The sequence below is a fragment of the Streptomyces sp. SAJ15 genome, from assembly GCF_007595705.1.
Classification (GTDB): domain Bacteria; phylum Actinomycetota; class Actinomycetes; order Streptomycetales; family Streptomycetaceae; genus Streptomyces.
The window spans coordinates 710519-731800 of record NZ_NISY01000001.1 but is presented as its reverse complement, the minus strand read 5'-3'; the positions used below and the strand labels follow the sequence as shown (position 1 = coordinate 731800).

The following is a 21282-nucleotide window of genomic DNA, read 5'->3' as shown; positions in this document are numbered from 1 at the left end:
ACGGGCTCCCTCAGACCTCGTAGGGCTGGACGACGATGAAGTTTCCGGGGGCACCCCGGAACTGGAGGTTCACGGCCTCCCCGGTGTGGCCCGGGTAGGACGTGCGGCGCAGCCTGACCTGGCTGGAGATGATCACCTGCGAGCCGGCGGACCAGGCGACGATGGCGTTGCTGTCCGCGAAGGTGGTCGGGGTGACCGGCAGCACGACCGGGGTGCCCTGGGTCTTGACGACGAGGGTGCCGGTGCCCTGGAACTGCATGGTGAACAGCGCGCCGCCGGGGATGCCGTGGCCCTCGATCCTGCGCACCTCGTACTGGAGCGACTCGTCGAAGGCGAGCACGCTCTCGGCGGAGACGCAGATGGCCTCGCCCTGGAGCTCGATCGGGTGGACTTCCGCGGCGTTCTCGGCGAGGAAGACCTGACCGTAGCCGGAGCAGCGCATCAGCTGCATCTCCTGGCCGGTGGAGTTGCCCACGATCCGGCCGCGGAAGCCCGCGCCCTTGTAGCCGAAGTCGACCTTGCCCTGGTACAGCACCATGGAGCCCTGCCGGGCCAGCACGGGCTGGCCGCCGATGCTCAGGTCGACGCGGACCAACTTGGGGTTCTGCGAGGTCCAGCGCTGGCCGGTGGGCGCCTCGCGGTACTTGGCGAGCGCGGCCTGCACACCGGGCGCGGCGGCGCCCTGCGGGGCCGCCCCCTGCGGGGGCATGCCGGGCGGGGCCATGCCCTGCGGCGGCATCCCGGGCGGGGCCATGCCGGGCTGCTGGCCCGGGAACTGGCCGGGCTGGCCCGGCTGGCCGTACGGGCCGGGCTGGGCCGGGTACTGGCCGGACTGCTGCCCGTACGCCGGCTGGGCGGGCGCGCCGTGGCCGTACTGCGGCGGCTGGCCGGGCTGGCCGGCCGGCGGAACGGTGCCGCCGGGCGGCGTCAGCGGCCCGACGAGGGTCGGCGCCGTGTGCACCTGCTGCGGGGTGCCCTGCTGCGGCGGCGCGGCCGGCGGCGGGGTGCTGCCCGGCGGCGGCGCGAAGCCCTGCGCGGCCGCCGGCTGCGGGGCCGGCGGCACCGGCGGAGCCGGCTGCGGCGCGGTCGCGCCTGGCGGCGGGCCGAAGTCGGGGGTCGGCTGCGGCGGCGGGGCGGGCTGCGGGGGCGCGGCGGCACCCGGCGGCGCGAAGGACGGCGCGGGAGTGGGCTGGCCCGGCGGGGCGAAGCCGGGGGCGCCGGCCGGTTCGGGCGCCGGCGTGGGCTCCTCCTCGGCGACCTCGCCGCCGAAGTTCCGCAGCAGCGCGTCCAGGCCGCCGTCGAAGCCCTGGCCCACGGCGGCGAAGCGCCATACGTCCTTGAGGTAGAAGTCGCCGAGCATCACGGCTCGCTCGGTGCTGAACTCCGCTCCGGTAAAGGAGTACCGCACGACCTCCTCGCCACCCGCGACGACCCGGATGTAGCCGGGGCCGATCTGCGACATCTGGCCCTCGCCGTCCAGCGTCGCCGTGAAGGACAGCTTGTGGATGTGGGACGGGATGCCGTCGAGGGTGACCCGGAACGACTCGGCGTCGCCCGCCTGCGGCCCGAGCTGCTGAATCGCCTCTTCGGGGGACTTGGGCTGGTTGTAGAAGATGAAGTACCGGTCGTCGGAGAGCCGCTCGTCGGCGTCGAGTCCGAAGCAGCTGATGTCGAAGGTGAGCCCGGGCCCGGCGATCTGCACACCGACGTACAGGTCCCTCCCGGCTGTCAGGTCACTGATCTTGGCCTTGTGGCCGCGCTGGAATTCCCTGGCCATACGTTACGACCGTCCCCCATCCCGAACCGGTGAGTGCATTGCGCGCCAGGCTAACCGCTGCCGCCGACTGTGAGCGACGCCGGGGCGAGGGGGCTCGGTTCCTGCCCGTCGAGCCGTGCGCGCCGTCCGCCCACGCCGTAAGCGCCGCTCAGGCGGTCGACGCACGCCGTTCCTTGGCGTGACGCGCCCCCACTGGCGGGGCGCGAGCCACCTCCGGGGCGGGCCGGAGGCGGCAGTCGAGGGGGGCGGGAGCGGCGCCCGGGGCGGGACCGGTGCGGTGGCCGAGATGGGCAGGACCAGCCGCGATGGGCGGGGCGGGCAGGGGCAGCTGGGTTGAGCAGGGCGCGGGCGTCTTCGGGCTCCGCTGGGGAGCGGTACCCCGGCACGAGGCGCGCGGGCGTCTCCGGGACCAGCCGGGCGTCAGCCGGGGCGCCGGGCGCGGGCGTCCTCGGCCCACTGGGGACGGCACCCGGGGCGAGGCGCGCGGGCGTCTCCGGGACCGGCCGGGCGCGGGCACCGGTCCCGGGCGTCCTCGGCCCGCTGGGGGCGGGCGTCTTCGGCCCGCTGGGCGCGGGCGTCCTCGGCCCGCTGGGGACGGCACCCGGCGCGAGGCGCGCGGGCGTCTCCGGGACCAGCCGGGCGTCAGCCGAGGCGCCGGTCCCGGGCGTTGCCAGGGAGCGGCCCCGGCGCCGGCCGTCGGCCCGGGCGGGCGTCCGCCTGGAACGCGCGCGCCGACCGCGCGGGTCGCGTCTCCGCCGCTACTCGCGGCGCGCGGCGGGGAGGTGCGGCAGCCTGCCCGCGGCCACCACGCCCTCCAGATAGCCGCGCGCCCGCTCGGTGCGCGGATAGGGCTCCAGAAGCCGCCAGAAGTCCGGACCGTGACCGGGCACCAGCAGATGCGCGAGTTCGTGGAGGAGCACGTAGTCCACGACGTACTCCGGCATGCCCTGGAGCCGGTGGGAGAGGCGGATGCTGCCCTCGGCCGGAGTGCACGAGCCCCAGCGGGTGTTCTGGTTGGTCACCCAGCGGACGGTGGCGGGCCGGGCCCGACCGCCGAGGTACTGGTCCGACAGCCGCTCGGCGCGGTCGGCCAGCTCCGTGTCGCCCAGCATCCGCTTGCTCTCCTGGGCGGCGAGCTTGTCGAGCATCACGCCCACCCAGCGCCGCTCCTCCGCCTCCGACATGCGGGCCGGGATGAGGACCACGGTGCGGTCGCCCTCGCGGTACGCCGAGACCGTCCGGCGGCGCCGGGAGCTTCTGCGGACCTCGACCGCGCTCGCGCGGGAGCCGCGGGCCTGCGGGCTCGGGGCGCCGGGCGGTGGCGGCGCCGCACGGTCCGGGGGCGTCTCGCCGGCGAGGCGAGGGGAAGGGTCGGCGGGCACGCCCCGACGTTACCCGCTGACGGTGGCGGAAGTCCCGCCCCGCACGCCGTGGCCGGGCCGACCGCCACCCGCCCACGTTCGTACGACTAATGCGCGCGGCTGTGGATAACTCCGGGCGGCGTGGGCGGCGGGGCGCGCATGCTGTGGGCGTGGCGCCGCCGTGGCGCGACGCGGATCCGCTGGGGACACCGGCGGATCCGCCCGAGGGGGACGGGGGATCACGGTCATGCATCCGATGCTCAAGCCCGCGCTGCGGCGCGGCTGGCGAAGCCGGGACACGGTGCGGTTCGGGGTGGCCCCGGCGCACGCCGTGGTGCTGGGGCCGCTGGACACCGCCACCGGCTGTTTCCTCGAACTGCTCGACGGCACCCGCGGGCTGCCGCTGCTGCGGGAGGAGGCACGGGCGATGGGGCTGCCCGAGGGGCGGGCCGACGCGCTGGTGGAGCGGCTGGCCGCGGCCGGGCTGCTCGACGACCCGACGGGCGGCGGGGCGGCGGCGCAGGCGCTGCGGGAGCGGCGCGGCGTGTTGGAGCGGCTGCGCCCCGACCTGGCCTCGCTGTCGGTGCTGCACCCCGTCCCGGGCGCGGCGCTGCGGGCGCTGGCCGCGCGGCGGGAGATGCGGGTGCGGGTCAAGGGCGCCGGCCGGGTCGGCGCGGCGGTCGCGGCGGTCCTCTCGGCCTCCGGCGTGGGCCGGGTCGAGGTGATGGACGGCGGCCGGGTCGAACCCTGGGACGTGGCGCCCGGCGGGCTGACCGCCGAGGACATCGGCGAGCGGCGGGATGCGGCGGCGCGGCGGATGGTGCGTCGGGCCGCCCCCGAGGACCGGGCGCGCCGGACGGTGCCCGCGGCTCGGCGCCGGGACACCGCCGGCGAACCGGGCCTGACGCTGGTGGTGATCGCGCCCCGCGACGGGCTCGCGGCGTACGCGCCGGACCCGGCCGAGGCCGAGCCGCTCATCGCCGCGGGAATCCCGCATCTCTACGCGGGGGTCATCGAGGCGACCGGGGTCGTGGGGCCGCTGGTGCTGCCGGGCAGCACCCCCTGCGCCGGGTGTGTGGCCGCGAGGTCCGCGGAGCGGGAGTCGGACTGGCCCCGGATGGTCGCCCAGTGGCGTTCGGGCCGCCGTCCCGCCGCTCCGGCCTGTGACACGGCGCTGGCGACGGTGGTCGCGGGGTTCGCCGCGGTCCACGCCTTGGGCTTTCTCGACGGTCAGCTTCCTGCCAGCGCCGGTGCCCGGTTGGAGCTGCCGATGCCCGCTGCCGCCTGGCATCCACGCCCGTTCGAGGCCCATCCGGAGTGTGGCTGCGGAGCGGCGATGTCAGGGGATGGGGGATATCCCGCAGGCTCTCGGACGCCGCACGCAACAATGGCCGGGTGACCGGCGTCCGCTGGGTGGGCGACGGGACCCGGGGGTGCCGTTCCCCGGGATGGCTCGGTTGCAGGTAGTTGGAGGGGCGCATGACTGATCTTCCGCGCAAGGCGATCACCCGTACCGCCAAGTTGGCCTCGCTGCCACTCGGCTTCGCCGGGCGTGCCACCTGGGGTCTCGGTAAGCGGATCGGCGGCCGGTCGGCGGAGATCGTCGCCCGAGAGCTGCAACAGCGCACGGCGGAGCAGCTGTTCAAGGTCCTCGGCGAGCTGAAGGGGGGTGCGATGAAGCTGGGCCAGGCGATGTCGGTCTTCGAGTCGGCGCTGCCCGAGGAGATCGCCAGGCCCTACCGCGCCGCTCTGACCAAGCTCCAGGAGGCGGCGCCGCCGATGCCGGCCCGTACGGTGCACACCGCCCTGTCGGAGCGGCTCGGCCCGAACTGGCGCGAGCTGTTCCTGGAGTTCAGCGACAAGCCCGCCGCGGCGGCCTCGATCGGCCAGGTGCATCGCGCGGTGTGGCACGACGGGCGCGAGGTCGCGGTCAAGGTGCAGTACCCGGGAGCGGGCGAGGCGCTGCTGTCGGACCTGAACCAACTGAGTCGCTTCGCCAAGGTGCTGGGGCCGCTGGTGCCCGGCATGGACCTCAAGCCGCTCATCGCCGAGCTCCGCGACCGGGTGTCCGAGGAGCTCGACTACGGCCTGGAGGCGCAGGCCCAGCGGGCCTACGCGGAGGAGTTCGCCGACGACCCCGACGTCCTGGTCCCGGACGTGGTGCACCAGGGCGACCAGGTGCTGATCACCGAGTGGATGGAGGGCACGCCGCTCTCCCAGGTGATAGCCGAGGGCACGCCGGAGGAGCGGAACCGGGCCGGACAGCTGCTGACCCGCTTCCTCTTCTCCGGGGTGTCCCGCACCGGGCTGCTCCACGCCGATCCGCATCCGGGCAACTTCCGGCTGCTGACCTCCGACGCCCCGGACGGTCCGGCCGAGAAGTGGAGGCTGGGCGTCCTGGACTTCGGCACGGTGGACCGGCTTTCCGAGGGGCTTCCCCCGACCATCGGCATCGCCCTGCGGCTGGCGCTCGCCGGCGAGGCCGACGCGGTGTACCGGCTCATGCGGGAGGAGGGGTTCGTCAAGGAGAAGTTCGAGCTCGACCCCGACGCCCTTTTGGCGTACCTGCTGCCCATCATCGAGCCCGCGCAGGTGGAGGAGTTCGCGTTCACGCGCGGCTGGATCCGCGGCCAGGCCGCGCGACTGGCCGACCGCAAGTCCCCCCTGTACGAGCTGGGCAACCAGCTCAACCTGCCGCCGTCCTACCTGCTCATCCATCGGGTCAGCCTCAGCACCATCGGCGTGCTCTGCCAACTCGACGCCACGGTGGGGATGCGGGGAGAGCTGGAGGACTGGGTGCCCGGCTTCCTGGCGGAGGACGACAGCGACGACGGCGTGATGGAGGACGCCGCCGAGGAGATCGGGGAGGACGGCGACGAAGCCGACCCGGAGGGCCCCGCGGAGGACGCGGCGGAGGACGCCGAGCGGGGGGCCACGGCGGACGGCGGGCCGGCGCGGGCCGAGGGGGCATCCGCCTGAGGGCCCCGACCGAGCCGCCCGGGCCTGGGCGTCTCCGCTCACGCACCGGCGGTGCGGTGCGGCTCGCCTCCGGCCTCGGGAGGGTCGGGGGCGCGCCTCACCACCAGGAGGAGTCGAGACGGCCCTCGATCGCCCGGAGGTTGGCGCGGGCGCAGTCTTCGCAGAAGTAGCGGCGCGTGCCGTTCTCCACGGAGCAGGTCCAGGTGAGCGGCGTCCCCTCGGCGACGGCGCCGCAGCGGGCGCACACCGGGTTCTCGGACTCCAACGGCACGGGGTCATGCGTCTTCTGGTCCACCTGGCGACGATATCCCCGCCCGTGGTGGGGACCGTGCTAACGCGCCCTCAATCACCCCCCTTCGGGGGGAGGAGAGGCCGAAGGGCCGGTCACGTGAACCGGCCCTCGGGTATGCGGGTGTGGTGGTGTGCCCACCGGGACTCGACGTCGGTGTCCCGGAGGTCAACGCCCCGGTGGTCAGTGCATGACCGCCATCGCCAGAGCGCGGCGGGCGCGGCGCGAGGCGCGCTCGGCTCGGCGCTGCATCCGACGGGCGGTCACCAGCCGGAGCGCCGTGCGTTGGGAGTCGGCCTCCCGCAGACGATCTTCCATCTGTGCGCGAGCCAGAGCTTCTGGGATGAGTTGCATGGCGCGGGTCCTGTTCTGGCGCGACTCGATCACGCCGGTGGTGGTGCGTGCGGTGGTTTCTGGGGATCGCTCGTCAGTGGACGGCGTCATGATCAGTTCCTGCTTCTTCGGGTCGTGCGCCGCTGGGCGGTCGATCGTGCCGGCGGAGATCATGCCGAGACCGGGTTCTTGCGCGGGCGGCCACGCGGCCGCTTGCGGGCCACGACGACACCCTGGACGAACAGCTCGCCGCCCCAGACGCCCCACGGCTCGCGGCGGTCCTTGGCGCCGGCGAGGCAGGCCTCGCGGAGCGGGCAGGTCTGGCAGAGCGACTTGGCGTACTCCACGTCCTCCGGGGACTCGGCGAAGAAGACCTCCGGGTCGTAGGAACGGCACGGGACGGCTACGCCGAGGTTCTCGATGGCGTCATCGAGATCGGTGAGGGCGGTGAGCGAGGTCAAGGGGTCCTCCGAGGAGTCAGGCGGGGGGATCAGGTCGGTCGATACGGACGGGGTGTGCGCCTTGAGTTGCACGGGTGTGTTCCTCGTCTCTTCGTTCCGGCTGGTGGCCGGGCTGGTGGCAAATCAAAAGGGCCGCGGATCCCGGTAGGGGTTCCGCGGCCCTGGAAGGTGCCGACCTGATCCTGGATCAGGTGCGATAACTCCAGGGTTTGAGCCCACGGAAGGCCCACATCGGGTGCTGCTGCTGAACGGTCGTCAGGGATCCGGCACCATTGGCCGCCACCGCGAAGGCAAAGGCATAGGTGGGCGCCGTCGCCGTGGTCACTGCCTCAGGTGCCTGGGTCGGTCGCTCACTCACGACGGATTCCAGGACGGAGGACAGACCGGTGCCCCGGAAACGCGAAGCGTCGAGCGGGCAGGCGGCGATGACCGGGCGATCGGTCATTTTGATCGTCTTGATGAAGCTGGTCATTGTCTCCGCCTCCTCTCGGCGTCTCGGGGGGCTGGCCGTAGCCAGTCCACGGGGCTTTCAGTACAGCAGTACAGCAGGTTCGAACGCGCCCCGAAAGGCTCGTTCTCTCCTGCTCGGAAGGCTATGGGTACGGCCTCCGCGTGCGCAAACTATTTTTCCAGCGAGTTCTTTTCGTCTGCGCGGGGCGTCTCGCCACTACAGAGCGCGAGGACTTCGGCACCGAACGCGTCGAGCTTCCGCCTCCCCACACCAGAGATGGCGGAAAGCTCCACTTCGGTTCCCGGAACGGCCTCCGCGATCGCGAGCAGTGTCTTGTCGGTGAAGACGCAGTAGGCCGGCTGGCCCAGTTCGCGGGCGCGCGCGGACCGCCACTCGTGCAGCCGCTCATAGAGGCCTTCGTCCAGCTCGCAGGGGCAGTCCTCGCAGCGCATGAGCTTGATCTCGCCGGCGTCGGTCAGCGTCCTGCCGCACACCCGACAGCGCGCCGGCGCCCGGCGCCGGCGCGGCCCGCCGCCCCGCTCCCCGGGGCTGTGGGCCGAGGACGGCGCCCCCGACTCCAGGCTCGCCCCTCGGCCGCCCGCGGAGGCGGCACGGCCGCCCGCCGGCACGGTCCCCGGGCGCAGCCCGTGCAGAAAACGGCTGGGGCGCCGCCCGCCACGGCTGCCCGGGGCCCGTGACAGGGCCCAGGAGAGGGAGAGATGGCGGCGCGCCCGGGTGACCCCTACATAGAGGAGTCGCCGCTCCTCCTCGATCTGCTCGTCGGTCCTGGCGTAGGTGATCGGCATCATGCCCTCGGTGAGGCCGACCAGGAACACCGCGTCCCACTCCAGGCCCTTGGCCGCGTGCAGTGAGGCGAGCGTCACACCCTCCACCGTGGGGGCGTGCTGTGCCGCGGCCCGCTCGTCCAGCTCGGCGACCAGGTCGGCGAGGGTGGCCCGCGGCCTGGACCGGACGAAGTCCTCGGCGAGCCGTACCAGCGCCGCCAGCGACTCCCAGCGGTCCCGGGCCGCGCCGGAGCCCGCCGGCGGCTCGGCCGACCAGCCGCGGGTGCCCAGCACCGCCCGCACCTGCGAGGGGACGTCCACCTCCGTCAGCGTCGGGTCCGCCGCCCCGGCGCGGGCCGCGCCGCGCAGCAGCAACCCGGCCTCGCGCACCTCGGGCCGCTCGAAGAAGCGCTCGGCGCCGCGCAGCTGGTAGGGCACCCCGGCGTCCGCCAGGGCCTGCTCGTAGAGCTCGGACTGGGCGTTGACCCGGAAGAGCACGGCGATCTCGCTGGCCCGGACGCCGGAGTCGAGCAGCGCCCGGATGCGCCGGGCGACGCCCTCGGCCTCGGCGGGCTCGTCCCCGTATTCCGTGTAGCCGGGGGCGGGCCCCGGCTCGCGCTGCGAGACCAGCTCCAGGCGGTGCTCCGCGGCACGGCCGCGCGCCTGGGCCAGCACCCCGTTGGCCAGGTGCACCACCTCGGGGGTGGAGCGATAGTCACGGACCAGCTTGACCACCGTGGCGCCGGGGTGACGCCGGCGGAAGTCCAGCAGATGGTCCGGGGTGGCGCCGGTGAAGGAGTAGATCGTCTGGCTGGCGTCACCGACCACGCACAGGCTGTCCCGGTCGCCCAGCCACAGCTCCAGCAGCCGCTGCTGGAGCGGGCTGACGTCCTGGTACTCGTCCACCACGAAGTGCTGGTACTGGCGGCGCACCTGGTCGGCGATGTCGGGCCGGTCCTGGAGCACCGCCACCGTGAGCAGCAGCACGTCCTCGAAGTCGATCTGGCCGCGCTCGCGCTTGAGCTCCTCATAACCCGCGTACACCCGGGCGATCTCGGCAGGGTCGCGCGGGGCCTCGCGGCCCGCCCTGGCGGCGGCCGCCGGATAGTCCTCGGGGACGGTCTGGGTGACCTTGCACCACTCGATCTCGCCGGTCACATCGCGCAGCTCGGTGCGGTCCAGCCGGAGCCGGCAGCGCGCGGCGGCCTCCGCGACCAGCTGCGCCTTGCGCTCCACCAGCCGGGGCAGCTCGCCGCCGACCGCCTTCGGCCAGAAGTACTGGAGCTGGCGCAGCGCGGCGGAGTGGAAGGTGCGGGCCTGGACGCCGGCGGCGCCGAGTTGACGCAGCCGCCCCCGCATCTCCCCCGCCGCGCGGTTGGTGAAGGTGACGGCGAGCACACTGGCGGGCTGGAGGATTCCCGCCTGCACCCCGTAGGCGATCCGATGGGTGATGGCGCGGGTCTTGCCCGTGCCCGCGCCGGCCAGCACGCACACCGGACCGTGCAGCGCGAGGGCGACCTCGCGCTGCTCCGGGTCGAGCCCCTCCAGCACCGCGTCGGCGTCACGCGGCGTCGCCGCGTACTCGCTCGGCGCGGAGACCGGCGGGAAGAGGGTGGAAGGCGTTGCTGGTGTCACCCCGCCATGCTGCCAGGTCCGCCGGGACACCTGAGCCGGTTGTCCACAGGTGAGTGGTCGCGGTCATACGAATACCGGTCCCCCGCCCGCCATCGGATGTCCATCCGGCGTCTACCGTTGACCCCCGCGGCCGGCGGGCCACGGCGGGGCCGGGCCTCGCCCACGCCTCGCCCGCGGTCCGGCGCCCGGCGACCGACGACCGGTGCGGAATGCGACGTTTCGCACATCGGGTCGGCATTGCGGGGGACGGGCCCGGGAATGGTGCGGTCCGGCCGCACGTTGGACCACTGGAACCGCGCCAAGCGTCCCCTCACCCCTTTAAGGAGCACCGAGACCGATGTCGGGCACTGTGACGATGTACAGCACCACCTGGTGCGGCTACTGCCGCCGTCTGAAGAGCCAGCTGGACCGCGAGGGCATCACCTACCACGAGATCAACATCGAGCAGGACCCCGAGTCGGCCGCCTTCGTGGAGAAGGCCAACGGTGGCAACCAGACGGTTCCGACCGTCCTGTTCGCCGACGGCTCGACGCTGACCAACCCCTCGCTCGCGCAGGTGAAGGCGAAGATCAGCGTCTGACCGGCCGTCGGTGCGGCGCGCCCCGCGGTCCGCGGGTGTCAGCCCTGGCGGCCGACGCCCGACGGCAGGGGCTCGCCGTACCAGCGTTCGATCAGGTGGGCCGCGATCGAGATGCCGGACGGAGGGAGCACCTCCCCGACCTCGAACGCGGCCCGCAGCTCCTCTCGGGAGAACCAGCGCGCCTCGTGTATCTCCTCCCCGTCCACGTCGATCCGGTCGGACGTGGCGCGCGCCATGAAGCCGAGCATCAGGCTGGACGGGAACGGCCAGGGCTGGCTGGCCACGTACTCGACCTCGCCGACGGTCACGCCCGCTTCCTCGGCCACCTCGCGGACGACGGCCTGTTCGATCGACTCCCCCGGCTCGACGAACCCGGCCAGCGTGGAGAAGCGCCCCTCGGGCCAGTGCATCTGGCGGCCCAGCAGCGCCCGGTCGTGCTCGTCGGTCACCAGCATGATCACGGCGGGGTCGGTACGCGGGTAGTGCTCGGCGCCGCAGGCAGGGCAGCGCCGGACGTGGCCCGCGGCCGCGATGACCGTGCGCTCGCCGCAGCGCGAGCAGAAGCGGTGCAGCCGCTGCCAGTTCTCCAGCGCCACGGCATGGGTGAGCAGCGCCGCGTCGCGGTCGGAGAGCAGCGCGCCCGCCTCCCGCAGTCCGGCCGGCCGCGCGGACTGGTCCATCCGTCCCGGCAGGGCGTCCTTCTGCAGCGCGAAGTAGCGCACGCCGTCCTCGTCGGTGCCGAGGAAGTAGCGGTGCGTCTCGGTGAGCGGGGCCTCGAAGGCCGGGGTCATGACCAGCTCGGTGCGGCCGTCCGGGCCGTCGTCGACCAGCGCCTGGCCCCCGGAGACCACGAACACCCGGGTCGTGGGGTGGCTCCAGGCCGCCGCCAGCCATGCCTCGTCCAGGCGATGGTGTGCCGCGCGGTCGATCCCGCTGGCGCTGGTGAGCGCGATCGGACGGTCGACGGTGCGTTCGGTCCAGATGGTCACGACGGTTTCCCACTCCCCCTATGACGGCTCGTTCTCTTGCTCGCCCGCATCACGGCGCGGGCCGTCCGGCCGGTGCGGGGCGCCAGGTGTCCGCGAGGTCCCCCCACAGGTACGCGGTGGTCTCGACGCCCTTCATCAGCAACTCCAGCTCGACCTTCTCGTTCGGCGCGTGCCAGCCGTCCGAGGGCACGGAGATCCCCAGGAAGAGCACCGGCGCGCCGAGCACGTCCTGGAGGTCGGCGGCCGGTCCCGAGCCGCCCTCGCGGGTGAACCGGATCGGCTGCCCGAAGGCCCGCCCCATCGCCCGCACGACGGACTGGAGGGCCGGGTGGTCGAGCGGGGTGAGACAGGGTCGGGTCGCGCCCCAGAAGGTGATCTCGTGCCGGATGCCGGCGGGCAGCCGCTCGGCCACCCAGGCGCGCACGGCGTCCTGGACGCGCTCCGCGTCCTGGCCCGCGACCAGCCGGAAGGACAGCTTCAGCTGGGCGGTGGACGGGACGATGGTCTTGCCGCCCGGGCCCTGGTAGCCGCCGCCGATGCCGTTGACCTCGGCCGTCGGGCGGGCCCAGATCCGCTCCAGGGTGGTGTGGCCCGCCTCGCCCAGTGCGGCGCGCGAGTGGGCGGTGCGCAGCCAGACGTCCTCGTCGAAGGGAAGCTCGGCCAGGAGTTCGCGCTCCCGGTCGGTGAGCTCCACCACTCCGTCGTAGAAGCCGGGGACGGCCACCCGGCGCTCGGAGTCGTGCAGCGCGGCGGCCAGCCGGGCGGCCTCGGTGGCCGGGTTGGGCACGGCGCCGCCGAAGGAGCCGGAGTGGATGTCCTGGTCGGGCCCGTACAGGTCGATCTGGCAGTCGGTGAGGCCGCGCATACCGGTGCACACGGTCGGGGTGTCCTCGGACCACATGCCGGTGTCGGAGACGACCACCGCGTCGCAGGCGAGCCGGGCGGCGTGCGCGCGCACCAGGTCGGGGAAGTGCGGGGAGCCGGACTCCTCCTCGCCCTCGACGAGCAGCTTGAGGTTGACGGCCGGGGCGGTGCGCCCGGTGGCGTGCAGATGGGCCCGCAGCCCCAGGGTGTGGAAGAACACCTGGCCCTTGTCGTCGGCGGCGCCCCGCGCGTACATCCGGCCGTCCCGGACGACCGGTTCGAACGGGTCGGTGTGCCAGCCGTCCTCCCGCGCGGCGGGCTGCACGTCGTGGTGGCCGTAGACCAGCACCGTGGGCGCCTGCGGATCGCCGGAGGGCCACTCGGCGAACACCGCCGGAGCACCCGCGGTCTCCCAGATCTCCACCGTCGGGAAGCCCGTCGCCGTCAGCCGGCCCGCAAGCCACTCGGCACTGCGCCGGACGTCGTCGGCGTGACCGGGATCGGCCGATATGGAAGGAATGCGCAGCCACTCGGCGAGGTCGTCGAGGAAGGCGGCACGGTGGCCTTCGACGTAGGCGCGGACAGCGGCGTCCGGGGTGGTGCTCATGCCGACGAGCCTATCCGGCCCACGCCGCGGGCCGGGCAGCGAGCTCTGAGGCGCTCGTCACCCGACGCCGCCCTCGTCCGCGCCCCCGGCCCCGGCCCCGTCCAGCCCGCCCTCGTCCGCACCCTCGGCCCCGTCCGGGCCGACCCCGGCCGGGCCCCCGGTCTGATCCGCTTCCCCGGTCCGGTCTCTCCGCTCCACGCCCCCGGCCCCGCCGACCTCCGCGGCGCCCTCCGGCACGGCGGGCTCGCCCGTCAGGATGCGTTCCAGCTCCGCGCGGTCGGGCAGCGACCGCGGCCGAACGATCTCGCCGCCGCGCACGTACAGGAACGCCGCCGTGACCGCGGACAGCGGCACGCCGCGCTGCTCGGCCCAGGCGACCCGGTAGACGGCAAGCTGGAGCGGGTCGGCGTCGTGGAACCGCCCGGTCTTCCAGTCGACGATCTCGTAGCTGTCCCCGCGCGGGCCGCGTTCCCGGTAGACCGCGTCGATGCGGCCGCGGATCGTACGGCCGGCGAGCACCAGCTGGAACGGCGCCTCGACGCGATACGGGGTGCGTCGCGCGTACGGGGTGCGGGCGAACGCCTCCTTGAGGGCGGCCAGCTCCCGCTCGTCGGCGATCTCCGCGCCGGCCAGTCCCTCGTCGTCGCCACCGGGCAGCTCGTCGGGACCGAGCATGGGCAGCGGCAGCTCCTCGAAGCGCGACTCCACCCACGCGTGGAAGCGGGTGCCGCGCCGCGCGGCGGGCTGCGGCGGGCGCGGCATCGGCCGGGCCAGCTCCCGCGCGAACCCGTCGGGGTCGGCGGCCAGCCGCAGCAGCTGCGAGGCGCTCAGCACCGGAGGGACGGGGACGTCCCGCACCACCGCGCGGGCGCGCCGCAGCTCGCCGGCGAGCGCCTCCAGGTCGCGGTCCCAGGAGGCGGCCAACCGCGCCTCCTCGGGCAGCAGGCGTTCGCCGCGGCGCCACCGCCCGCCCCCGGGCGCGGCCGTCCCGCGCGGGGCGCCGTCCGCGGGCCGGGGCCGTGCGTGGGGTATGACCGCGCGCGGCCGGCCGCGGTCACCGCCGCTCGGACCGGGGTCGGCGTCGGGGTGCGACGAAGGCTCGGGAGCCCCGCCGGACACGGGCGGCACGGCGTCCGCGATGTCGTCGGCGTCGCCTATGCCGTCGCCGCCCTCGGTGTCGTCGGCGTCCCCCATGCCGTAGGCGTCCCCGGTGTCGTCGATGCCGTCGGTGTCCTTGAGGTGCGCGCGGTCCTCGACCTCGTCGGCGCGGGCGACGTCGGCGGGCGCGCCGGGGGCGGCCTGGGCCGGCAGGCGCACGCCCGCGGCGGGGGCGGGGCGCTCCGTGCTCCAGGCGTCCCAGTCGGCGGGGTCCTCCGCCCCCTCGGCGTACGGGTCGTCCTCGGGCGGCTCGTCGCCATAGGGGGCGCCCCCGTACGCGTCGCCATACGAGCCGTACGGGTCACCGTGGGGCGCGTCCGCGTGGGGGGCGCCGGCGTGGGGCTCGTCGCCGAACGGCCCTCCGTAGGGCTCGTCCTCGGGCTCGTCGTCCGGTGGCGGCGGCCAGTCCGGGTCCGAGGTGGTCGCGGGGTGCTCGACGTCATGGGCGACCGGGCCCCGCGCGGGGGCGGCGGCGTCCTGATCCGCGGCGGCGCCGTCCGCGACGGCCTCATACACGTCGTCCTCGTACCCGCCGCTCTCCTGGGCGGCGCGCGCCGCGGCCTCCAGTCGCCTCAGGTGGCGCAGGACGATGTCGCGGGCACGGCGGCGGCGGGCCAGGGCGTCCGGGTCCAGCGGAAGCGGCCAGGCGCTGTCGGCGGTGTCCGCGCGGAGCGCGGGATTCTCGTCCTCGTCCCCCGGCCGGTCCGCCCACGCCTCCACCTCGCCGTGGGCCGGGTCCGTCTCGCAGTGCGCGCGCAGCGCCTCCAGGAAGGCGGACGGCCCACGCGGGCGCTTCTGGGTGGGGCCCCACCAGTGGCCGGAGCCCAGCAGCAGGGAGCGGGGGCGGGTGAACGTCACATAGCCCAGCCGCAGCTCCTCGGTGTGCTGGTGCTCCTTCATCGCCTCCTTGTAGGCCGATATGCCCTTGCTGTCCCAGGCGTCGACGTCCGGAAGTGTGGCGGCGTCGCCGCGCAGGGCGTGCGGCAGCACCTTGGCGTGCGCCGTCCAGGACTCGCGCCCCTGCTCGCTGGGGAACTGCTTGGCGACCAGGCCCGGCACCGCCACCACGTCCCACTCCAGGCCCTTGGACTTGTGCGCGGTGAGCACCTTGACGGTGTTCTCCCCGCCGGGCAGGGCGTTGTCGAGCCCCTTCTCGTACTGCGCGGCCGTGCGCAGGAAGCCCAGGAAGGCCAGCAGGGTGGTCTCCCCGTCCAGGGCGGCGAAGTTCGCGGCGACGTCGAGGAAGTTGCCGAGCGTCTCGCGGCGGCGGGCGGCGAGGGCGTGCGGCGAGGCGGAGAGCTCGACCTCCAGGCCGGTGACGGCCAGCACCCGGTGCAGCACGTCCATCAGCGGGTCGGCGAGCGAGCGGCGCAGCTCGCGCAGCTCGGCGGCGAGCCGCGCGAAGCGGACCCGGGCCTCGGCCGAGAAGGGCAGCCCGTCCTCGTGGCCGCCGTCGCCCAGGAAGGTGTCGAGCCCGTCGGCGAGCGAGACCACCTCCGCCGGGTCGACCCCCTCGACGGCTTCGGCGAGCCTCCGCTGGGCGTCCCGCGCCGCGTCCCCGCTCGGCTCCTCGCCGGCGCGGCCGTCGCGCACCAGCGCGCGGGCGCGCCGGCCGAGCAGCGCCAGGTCGCGCGGGCCGATGCGCCAGCGCGGGCCGGTGAGCAGCCGGACCAGGGAGGCGTTGGCCGACGGGTCCTGGAGCACCTCGCAGACGGCGACGAGGTCGGCGACCTCCGGCAGGTGCAGCAGACCGGAGAGGCCGACCACCTCCACCGGCACGTCCCGCTCCACCAGGAAGCCCTGGATCTGCGCGAAGTCGGTGGCCGTGCGGCACAGCACGGCGATCTCGCCGGGGGCCGTCCCGGTGCGCACCAGGTGCGCGATCGAGTCGGCGAGCCAGGCCAGCTCCTCGGCGTGGGTGGGCAGCAGGGCGCAGCGCACCACACCGTCCCGCTCGGCGCCCGGGGCCGGGCGCAGCGCCTCGACCCCCTCGTGCATGGCCCGCAGCGGCGCGGCCAGCCCGTTGGCGAGGGACAGCAGCCGGCCGCCGCTGCGCCGGTTCTCGCTGAGCGCGAAGCGCCGGGCCGGCCGGCCGTCGGCGTGCCGGAAGTGCTCGGGGAAGTCGTCCAGGTTGGCGACGGAGGCGCCGCGCCAGCCGTAGATGGCCTGGCACGGATCGCCGACGGCGGTGACCGCGTGTCCGGTGCCGCCGCCGAACAGCCCGGACAGCAGCAGCCGCTGGGCGACGGAGGTGTCCTGGTACTCGTCCAGCAGGACGACCGCGAACTCCTCCCGCAGCATCCGGCCGACCTCCGGGCGGCCGCGGGCCAGGGTCGCCGACAGCGCGATCTGGTCGCCGAAGTCCAGCACGTCGCGGGCGCGCTTCTGGTCGCGGTACGCCTCGACCAGACCGAGCAGCTCGAGCCGGGCGCGGGCGGCCTCGGGCACCCTGCGTAGGTCGGCGTTGCTGAGCCTGGTGCCCTCCAGGGTGCGCAGCAGCTCGGTGTCGTGCGCGCGCAGCCGCTCGGCGGGGACCAGGTGCTCGGCCAGCTCCGCGTCGAGCGCGAGCAGGTCGGTGACGAGGTCCGCGAAGGGGCGGGTGAGCGCCGGGTAGGGGCCGGGCGCGGTGCGCAGCACCCGCGCGGCGAGCTGGAAGCGGGTGGCGTCGGCGAGCAGCCGCGCGGAGGGTTCGAGGCCGACGCGGAGCCCGTGGTCCTTGAGGAGCTGCCCGGCGAAGGCGTGGTACGTGGAGATCCGCGGCTCCCCCGGCGGCTGGTCGGGGTCGATTGGGTCCGGGTCCGTCACGCCCGCCTTGACCAGGGCCTTGCGCACCCGCTCCGCCAGCTCCCCGGCGGCCTTGTTGGTGAAGGTGAGGCCCAGCACCCGCTCCGGGGCGACCTGCCCGGTGCCCACCAGCCAGACCACGCGGGCGGCCATCACCGTCGTCTTCCCCGACCCGGCGCCGGCCACGATCACCTGCGGAGCGGGCGGCGCGGTGATACACGCCATCTGCTCCGGGGTGAACGGGATGCCGAGGAGCTCCTTGAGCTCCTCGGGGTCGCTGAGATGTGGGGACACCCTGCGAGGCTAACGGGTGGCTCCGACATCCCCGACCACCTTCGTCCGGCGGCCCCGGTCACTCCACGATGTGCCGGCCCTCCGGCTGGGCGCTGCACGAGGCCCGGAAGGCGCAGCGGGCGCAGTGGTCGCCGGTGCTGGGGGCGAAGCGCTCGTCCAGCACGCGGCCGGCGGCCGTGGCGAGGAGCTCGCCGACCCACTCTCCGGCCAGCGGCTCCTGGGCCTGCACCTTGGGCAGGCCCTCCCCGCCGTCCCTCTTGGCGGCCCCCTGGCGCAGCTGGACGAGCTCGGCGCCGCCCGGCTCCGGCCTGGTCGCGCCCGTGTCCTCCGCGCGGTCCGCGTCCCCCGCGCGGACCCCGTCCTCCGCGCGGACCGTGCCCTCCGGGCGGACCCCGCCGTCCCCGCCGCCGCCCGCTCCGTCCGCTCCGTCCGCGCGGTCCCCGTCGGCCTTGTCGCCCGAGAAGAGGCCGTCGACGGCGCCCTCCCGCACGGCGAGCTGGTAGACGGCCAGCTGGGGGTGGCGGGCGACCGCGTCGCGCGCGACGGGCTGCTTGCCGGTCTTGAAGTCGACGACGTACGCGCGTCCCGCGCGGTCGGTCTCGACACGGTCCATGCTGCCGCGGATGCGCACCTTGTAGTCGTCGGCCTCCAGGGTGACGTCGAAACCGTGCTCGGTGGCGACGGGGACGCGGCCGCCGCGCTCCATCACGTGCCAGTGCAGGAAGCGCTCCAGGGCGGCCCGCGCGTTCTCCTTCTCCTGCCGCGACTTCCAGGGCGCGTCGAAGGCGAGCGCGTCCCATACCGAGTCCAGCCGCTCCATCAGCACGGAAAGGTCGGCCGGGGTCTGCCCGGAGGCCACCTCGTCGGCCAGCACGTGCACCACGTTGCCGAAGCCCTGGGCGGCGGTGGCCGGCGCGTCCGCCTTCACCTCGCGGCCCAGGAACCACTGCAGGGAGCAGGTGTTCACCAGCTGGTCGAGGGCGCTGCCGGACAGCGCCACCGGCCGCTCGGGGTCGCGCAGCGGCACCGCGCTGCGCGTCGGCTCCTCCAGGCCCCACCAGCGGTACGGGTGGGCCGCCGGCACCAGCGGCTGCCCCTCGTCGTCGCGCAGCGCCGCCAGCCGGGCCAGCCGGAGCGCCGCGGCGTCGCGCAGCGCCTCCGACGCCTCGGGGTCCACGGTGGTCGCCCGCAGTTCGGCCACGAGCGCGGCCACCGACAGCGGGCGGCGCGGCCGGTGGGTGACGTCGACCGCCTCCACGCCCAACTCGCCCAGGAACCGGGACGGCTGGTCCCCGTCCTCCGCGGCCGCCTTCACGGCGGTGACCACCAGGCGCTGCTTCGCGCGGGTCGCCGCCACGTAGAAGAGCCGCCGTTCCTCGGCCAGCAGCGCTCCCTGGGAGAGCGGTTCGGCCAGACCGTCCCGCCCGATCCGGTCGGCCTCCAGCAGCGATCCGCGCCGCCGCAGGTCCGGCCATAGGCCCTCCTGCACGCCCGCGACCACCACCAGCCGCCACTCCAGGCCCTTGGAACGGTGCGCGGTCATCAGCCGCACGGCGTCGGGGCGCACCGCGCGGCGGGTGAGCGTGTCGGCGGCGATGTCCTGCGCGTCGAGCTCTTCGAGGAAGTTGAGCGCGCCCCGGCCGCCGCTGCGCTGCTCCGCGCGGGCGGCGGTTTCGAACAGCGCGCACACCGCGTCGAGGTCGCGGTCGGCGTTGCGCCCCGCGGCCCCGCCCCGGCGGGCGGCCCGCTCCAGCCGGCCCGGCCAGGACGTGCCGTCCCACAGCGTCCACAGGGCCTCTTCGGCGGTCCCGCCGGCGGCCAGCAGCTGTCGCGCCGTGCGCAGCAGCTCCCCCAGCTGCCGTGCGCCGCGCGCGTACGCGGAGTCGTGCGCGACCAGGCGCTCCGGCTCCGCGAGCGCCTGCGCCAACAGCTCGTCCGACGGCGGCGGCACGGCCTGGCCCGCGGCCCGCGCCTCCTCCCGCAGCGCCCGGCCCAACCGGCGCAGGTCGGTGGCGTCCATACCGGCGAGGGGCGAGGCGAGGAGGGTCAGGGCGGTCTCGGTGCCGAGCCAGACGTCTCCCGGCGCGGGGTCGTCGATCTGCTCGTCGCCGGCGGAAGCGGCCCGCGCCCTGGGGGCGTCGTCGCCTCCCGGGGCGGGGTCGTGGGTGTCCTCACCGCTGTGGGCGGGGGTCCGCGCCTCCGACGCGGGGGATTCGTCCGCCCGCCCGACGCCCCCCTCGCGCGAGGGGGCGCCCGTGGGGGTGTCGGTCAGGGCGGCGGTCGCGGCGGCGCGGAGGGCGGTCAGCAGGGGGGCCACGGCGGGTTCGTGGCGAAGCGGGATGTCGTCGCCGTCGATGTCGACGGGGACGCCGGCGGCGGTGAGGGCGCGGCGGAGGGCGGGCAGGGAACGGGCGCCCGCGCGGACCAGGACGGCCATCTCGCTCCAGGGCAGGCCGTCTTCGAGGTGGGCGCGGCGGAGCACGTCGGCGATGTTGTCGAGCTCGGCGCCTGCCGTCGGGTACGTGTACACCTCGACGTGGCCCCCGGGGCGCTCGGCCGTCAGCTCCCGGTGGGCCCGCACCGCGTCCGCCGGGAGGCGGGTGAGGGGCATCCGGCGGGCGATGAGCCGGGTGGCGGCCAGGAGCGCCGCGCCGGAGCGGCGGCTGGTGCCGAGCACCTCGACCGGGGCCGGGTCCCCGTCGGCGCGCTGGAAGGAGTGCGGGAAGTCGAGGATGCCGTTCAGGTCGGCACCGCGGAAGGCGTAGATCGACTGGTCGGGGTCGCCGAAGGCGACGAGGGTGCGGCCACCGCCCGCCAGCGCCCGCAGCAGCCGTGTCTGGGCCGCGTCCGTGTCCTGGTACTCGTCCACGAAGACCGCGTCGTAGCGGCCGGCCAGCCGGCCGGCGACCTCGGGGCGCTCGGCCAGCAGCACCGCGCGGTGCACGAGTTCGGCGTAGTCGAGCACCCCCTGGGCGTCCAGCACGTCGAGGTACTCGGCGAGGAAGGCCGCCGCGGCGCGCCAGTCCGGCCGTCCGGTGCGGGCGGCGAAGGCGTCCAGCGCGTCGGGGCCGAGCCCCAGTTCGCGGCTGCGCGCGAGCACCGCGCGGACCTCGTCGGCGAAGCCGCGGGTGGTCAGGCAGGCGCGCAGCTCGTCCGGCCAACGGACCGCGGCGCGCCCCTCGCGCTCCAGCTCGGTCTGGCCGGCGAGCAGCTCGCGGACGACGACGTCCTGCTCCGGTCCGGACAGCAGCCGCAGCGGATCGGCGAAGAGGTCGGCGTCCTGGTGGGCGCGGACCAGTGCATAGCAATAGGAGTGAAAAGTCGTGGCCTGGGGTGCGTGTGCGCCCCCCAGGCGCGCCGCCATCCGGTCCCGCAGCTCCACCGCCGCCTTCCGGCTGAAGGTGAGCACCAGGACCCGCTCCGGGTCCACGCCCCGCGCGACGCGCGCCGCCACGGCCTCCACCAGCGTGGTCGTCTTGCCGGTGCCCGGCCCCGCCAGCACCAGCAGCGGCCCTCGGGTGTGCTCAACCACGGAGCGCTGTCGGGCGTCCAGGACAGGAGGAGTCACCGGCTCCGGTGGGGTGCGCACCAAGCGGTACGGTCCCTGGGAAGGCTCTCCCCCGCGCGGCTGCCCCATGGATCGCGATCGCGCGGACGACGGACGCGGCTGCCGCGTCTGCCGCGGTTGTCGCTGCCCCGCGAGGGACGAGGAGGAGGAGCTCACGTGGATCGCCGGTCCTGGTGGGTGTGCTGGGTGTGGTCGGGCGGACCCGCCTGCCGTACGGGGCGCACGGCACCCGCGCGCCGGGAGGTGGCCGGGCGGTGACGGGGGCCGGTGTGCCGTGGGCGCCTGGCGCGCCGCGAGCGGCGGAGGTCGCCCCCGACGCTACGCCAGGGAAGGCGCCTCGCGCATACGCCTCCCGACGTACGGACGG

The 21282-nt window shown here is 75.2% G+C and carries 14 protein-coding genes; 3 read left to right on the top strand and 11 right to left on the bottom strand.

What is annotated here, in order from left to right:
* Positions 1–10: 10 nt before the first annotated feature.
* Complete coding sequence (locus CD790_RS03195; protein ID WP_144381407.1) at positions 11–1777, bottom strand: TerD family protein; 1767 nt, start codon at positions 1775–1777, stop codon at positions 11–13.
* 758 nt (positions 1778–2535) lie between these two features.
* Positions 2536–3159: a M48 family metallopeptidase gene (locus CD790_RS03190; protein ID WP_144381406.1), complete on the bottom strand. Its 624-nt coding sequence runs from the start codon at positions 3157–3159 to the stop codon at positions 2536–2538.
* A 226-nt stretch (positions 3160–3385) separates the two neighbouring features.
* Between CD790_RS03190 and CD790_RS03185 the strand changes: the two genes are divergently transcribed.
* Both CD790_RS03185 and CD790_RS03180 read left to right on the top strand, forming a co-directional pair.
* The gene (locus tag CD790_RS03185; protein ID WP_144381405.1) at positions 3386–4537 is read left to right on the top strand and encodes a ThiF family adenylyltransferase; all 1152 of its coding nucleotides are present in this window, start codon (positions 3386–3388) and stop codon (positions 4535–4537) included.
* Between the two features lie 80 nt (positions 4538–4617).
* Positions 4618–6117, top strand: coding sequence for an AarF/ABC1/UbiB kinase family protein (locus tag CD790_RS03180; protein WP_144381404.1), 1500 nt, complete (start codon positions 4618–4620; stop codon positions 6115–6117).
* Between the two features lie 97 nt (positions 6118–6214).
* Here the strand turns inward: CD790_RS03180 and CD790_RS03175 are convergent, their stop codons facing one another.
* The 5 genes from CD790_RS03175 to CD790_RS03155 form a co-directional block, all read right to left on the bottom strand.
* On the bottom strand, positions 6215–6412 hold the full coding sequence (locus tag CD790_RS03175) for a hypothetical protein (RefSeq protein WP_144381403.1): 198 nt from the start codon (positions 6410–6412) through the stop codon (positions 6215–6217).
* A 177-nt stretch (positions 6413–6589) separates the two neighbouring features.
* Positions 6590–6913 (bottom strand): hypothetical protein, encoded by a 324-nt coding sequence (locus tag CD790_RS03170; protein WP_144381402.1) that lies wholly within the window; start codon positions 6911–6913, stop codon positions 6590–6592.
* Positions 6910–7272, bottom strand: coding sequence for a WhiB family transcriptional regulator (locus CD790_RS03165; RefSeq protein WP_144381401.1), 363 nt, complete (start codon positions 7270–7272; stop codon positions 6910–6912). The genes CD790_RS03170 and CD790_RS03165 overlap by 4 nt, the downstream gene beginning before the upstream one ends.
* A 115-nt stretch (positions 7273–7387) precedes the next feature.
* Positions 7388–7672, bottom strand: coding sequence for a hypothetical protein (locus CD790_RS03160; RefSeq protein ID WP_144381400.1), 285 nt, complete (start codon positions 7670–7672; stop codon positions 7388–7390).
* Between the two features lie 149 nt (positions 7673–7821).
* On the bottom strand, positions 7822–10071 hold the full coding sequence (locus CD790_RS03155; RefSeq protein WP_144381399.1) for an ATP-dependent DNA helicase UvrD2: 2250 nt from the start codon (positions 10069–10071) through the stop codon (positions 7822–7824).
* Positions 10072–10408: 337 nt separating this feature from the next.
* Between CD790_RS03155 and CD790_RS03150 the strand changes: the two genes are divergently transcribed.
* On the top strand, positions 10409–10651 hold the full coding sequence (locus CD790_RS03150) for a mycoredoxin (RefSeq protein ID WP_144381398.1): 243 nt from the start codon (positions 10409–10411) through the stop codon (positions 10649–10651).
* A gap of 38 nt (positions 10652–10689) precedes the next feature.
* On the opposite strand, the gene nudC is transcribed toward CD790_RS03150, so the two are convergent.
* Genes nudC through CD790_RS03130 form a run of 4 tightly spaced genes read right to left on the bottom strand, consistent with a single transcriptional unit; the run spans position 10690 to position 20984 of the window.
* The gene (nudC, locus tag CD790_RS03145) at positions 10690–11640 is read right to left on the bottom strand and encodes an NAD(+) diphosphatase (RefSeq protein WP_144381397.1); all 951 of its coding nucleotides are present in this window, start codon (positions 11638–11640) and stop codon (positions 10690–10692) included.
* A 49-nt stretch (positions 11641–11689) separates the two neighbouring features.
* Positions 11690–13111: a dipeptidase gene (locus tag CD790_RS03140; protein WP_144381396.1), complete on the bottom strand. Its 1422-nt coding sequence runs from the start codon at positions 13109–13111 to the stop codon at positions 11690–11692.
* Between the two features lie 57 nt (positions 13112–13168).
* Positions 13169–17347: an ATP-dependent DNA helicase gene (locus tag CD790_RS03135; RefSeq protein ID WP_144381395.1), complete on the bottom strand. Its 4179-nt coding sequence runs from the start codon at positions 17345–17347 to the stop codon at positions 13169–13171.
* Positions 17348–17405: 58 nt separating this feature from the next.
* Entirely contained in the window at positions 17406–20984 is a 3579-nt protein-coding gene (locus CD790_RS03130) for an ATP-dependent DNA helicase (protein WP_260867292.1), read from the bottom strand.
* Positions 20985–21282 lie beyond the last annotated feature (298 nt).

What these genes read in the sequence shown, in the direction of transcription:
- CD790_RS03195 (WP_144381407.1), bottom strand. Translation starts at nt 1,777, where the DNA reads ATGGCCAGGGAATTCCAGCGCGGCCACAAGGCCAAGATCAGTGACCTG.
- CD790_RS03185 (WP_144381405.1), top strand. Translation starts at nt 3,386, where the DNA reads ATGCATCCGATGCTCAAGCCCGCGCTGCGGCGCGGCTGGCGAAGCCGG.
- CD790_RS03180 (WP_144381404.1), top strand. Translation starts at nt 4,618, where the DNA reads ATGACTGATCTTCCGCGCAAGGCGATCACCCGTACCGCCAAGTTGGCC.
- CD790_RS03170 (WP_144381402.1), bottom strand. Translation starts at nt 6,913, where the DNA reads ATGATCTCCGCCGGCACGATCGACCGCCCAGCGGCGCACGACCCGAAG.
- CD790_RS03160 (WP_144381400.1), bottom strand. Translation starts at nt 7,672, where the DNA reads ATGACCAGCTTCATCAAGACGATCAAAATGACCGATCGCCCGGTCATC.
- CD790_RS03150 (WP_144381398.1), top strand. Translation starts at nt 10,409, where the DNA reads ATGTCGGGCACTGTGACGATGTACAGCACCACCTGGTGCGGCTACTGC.
- CD790_RS03140 (WP_144381396.1), bottom strand. Translation starts at nt 13,111, where the DNA reads ATGAGCACCACCCCGGACGCCGCTGTCCGCGCCTACGTCGAAGGCCAC.
- CD790_RS03130 (WP_260867292.1), bottom strand. Translation starts at nt 20,984, where the DNA reads ATGGGGCAGCCGCGCGGGGGAGAGCCTTCCCAGGGACCGTACCGCTTG.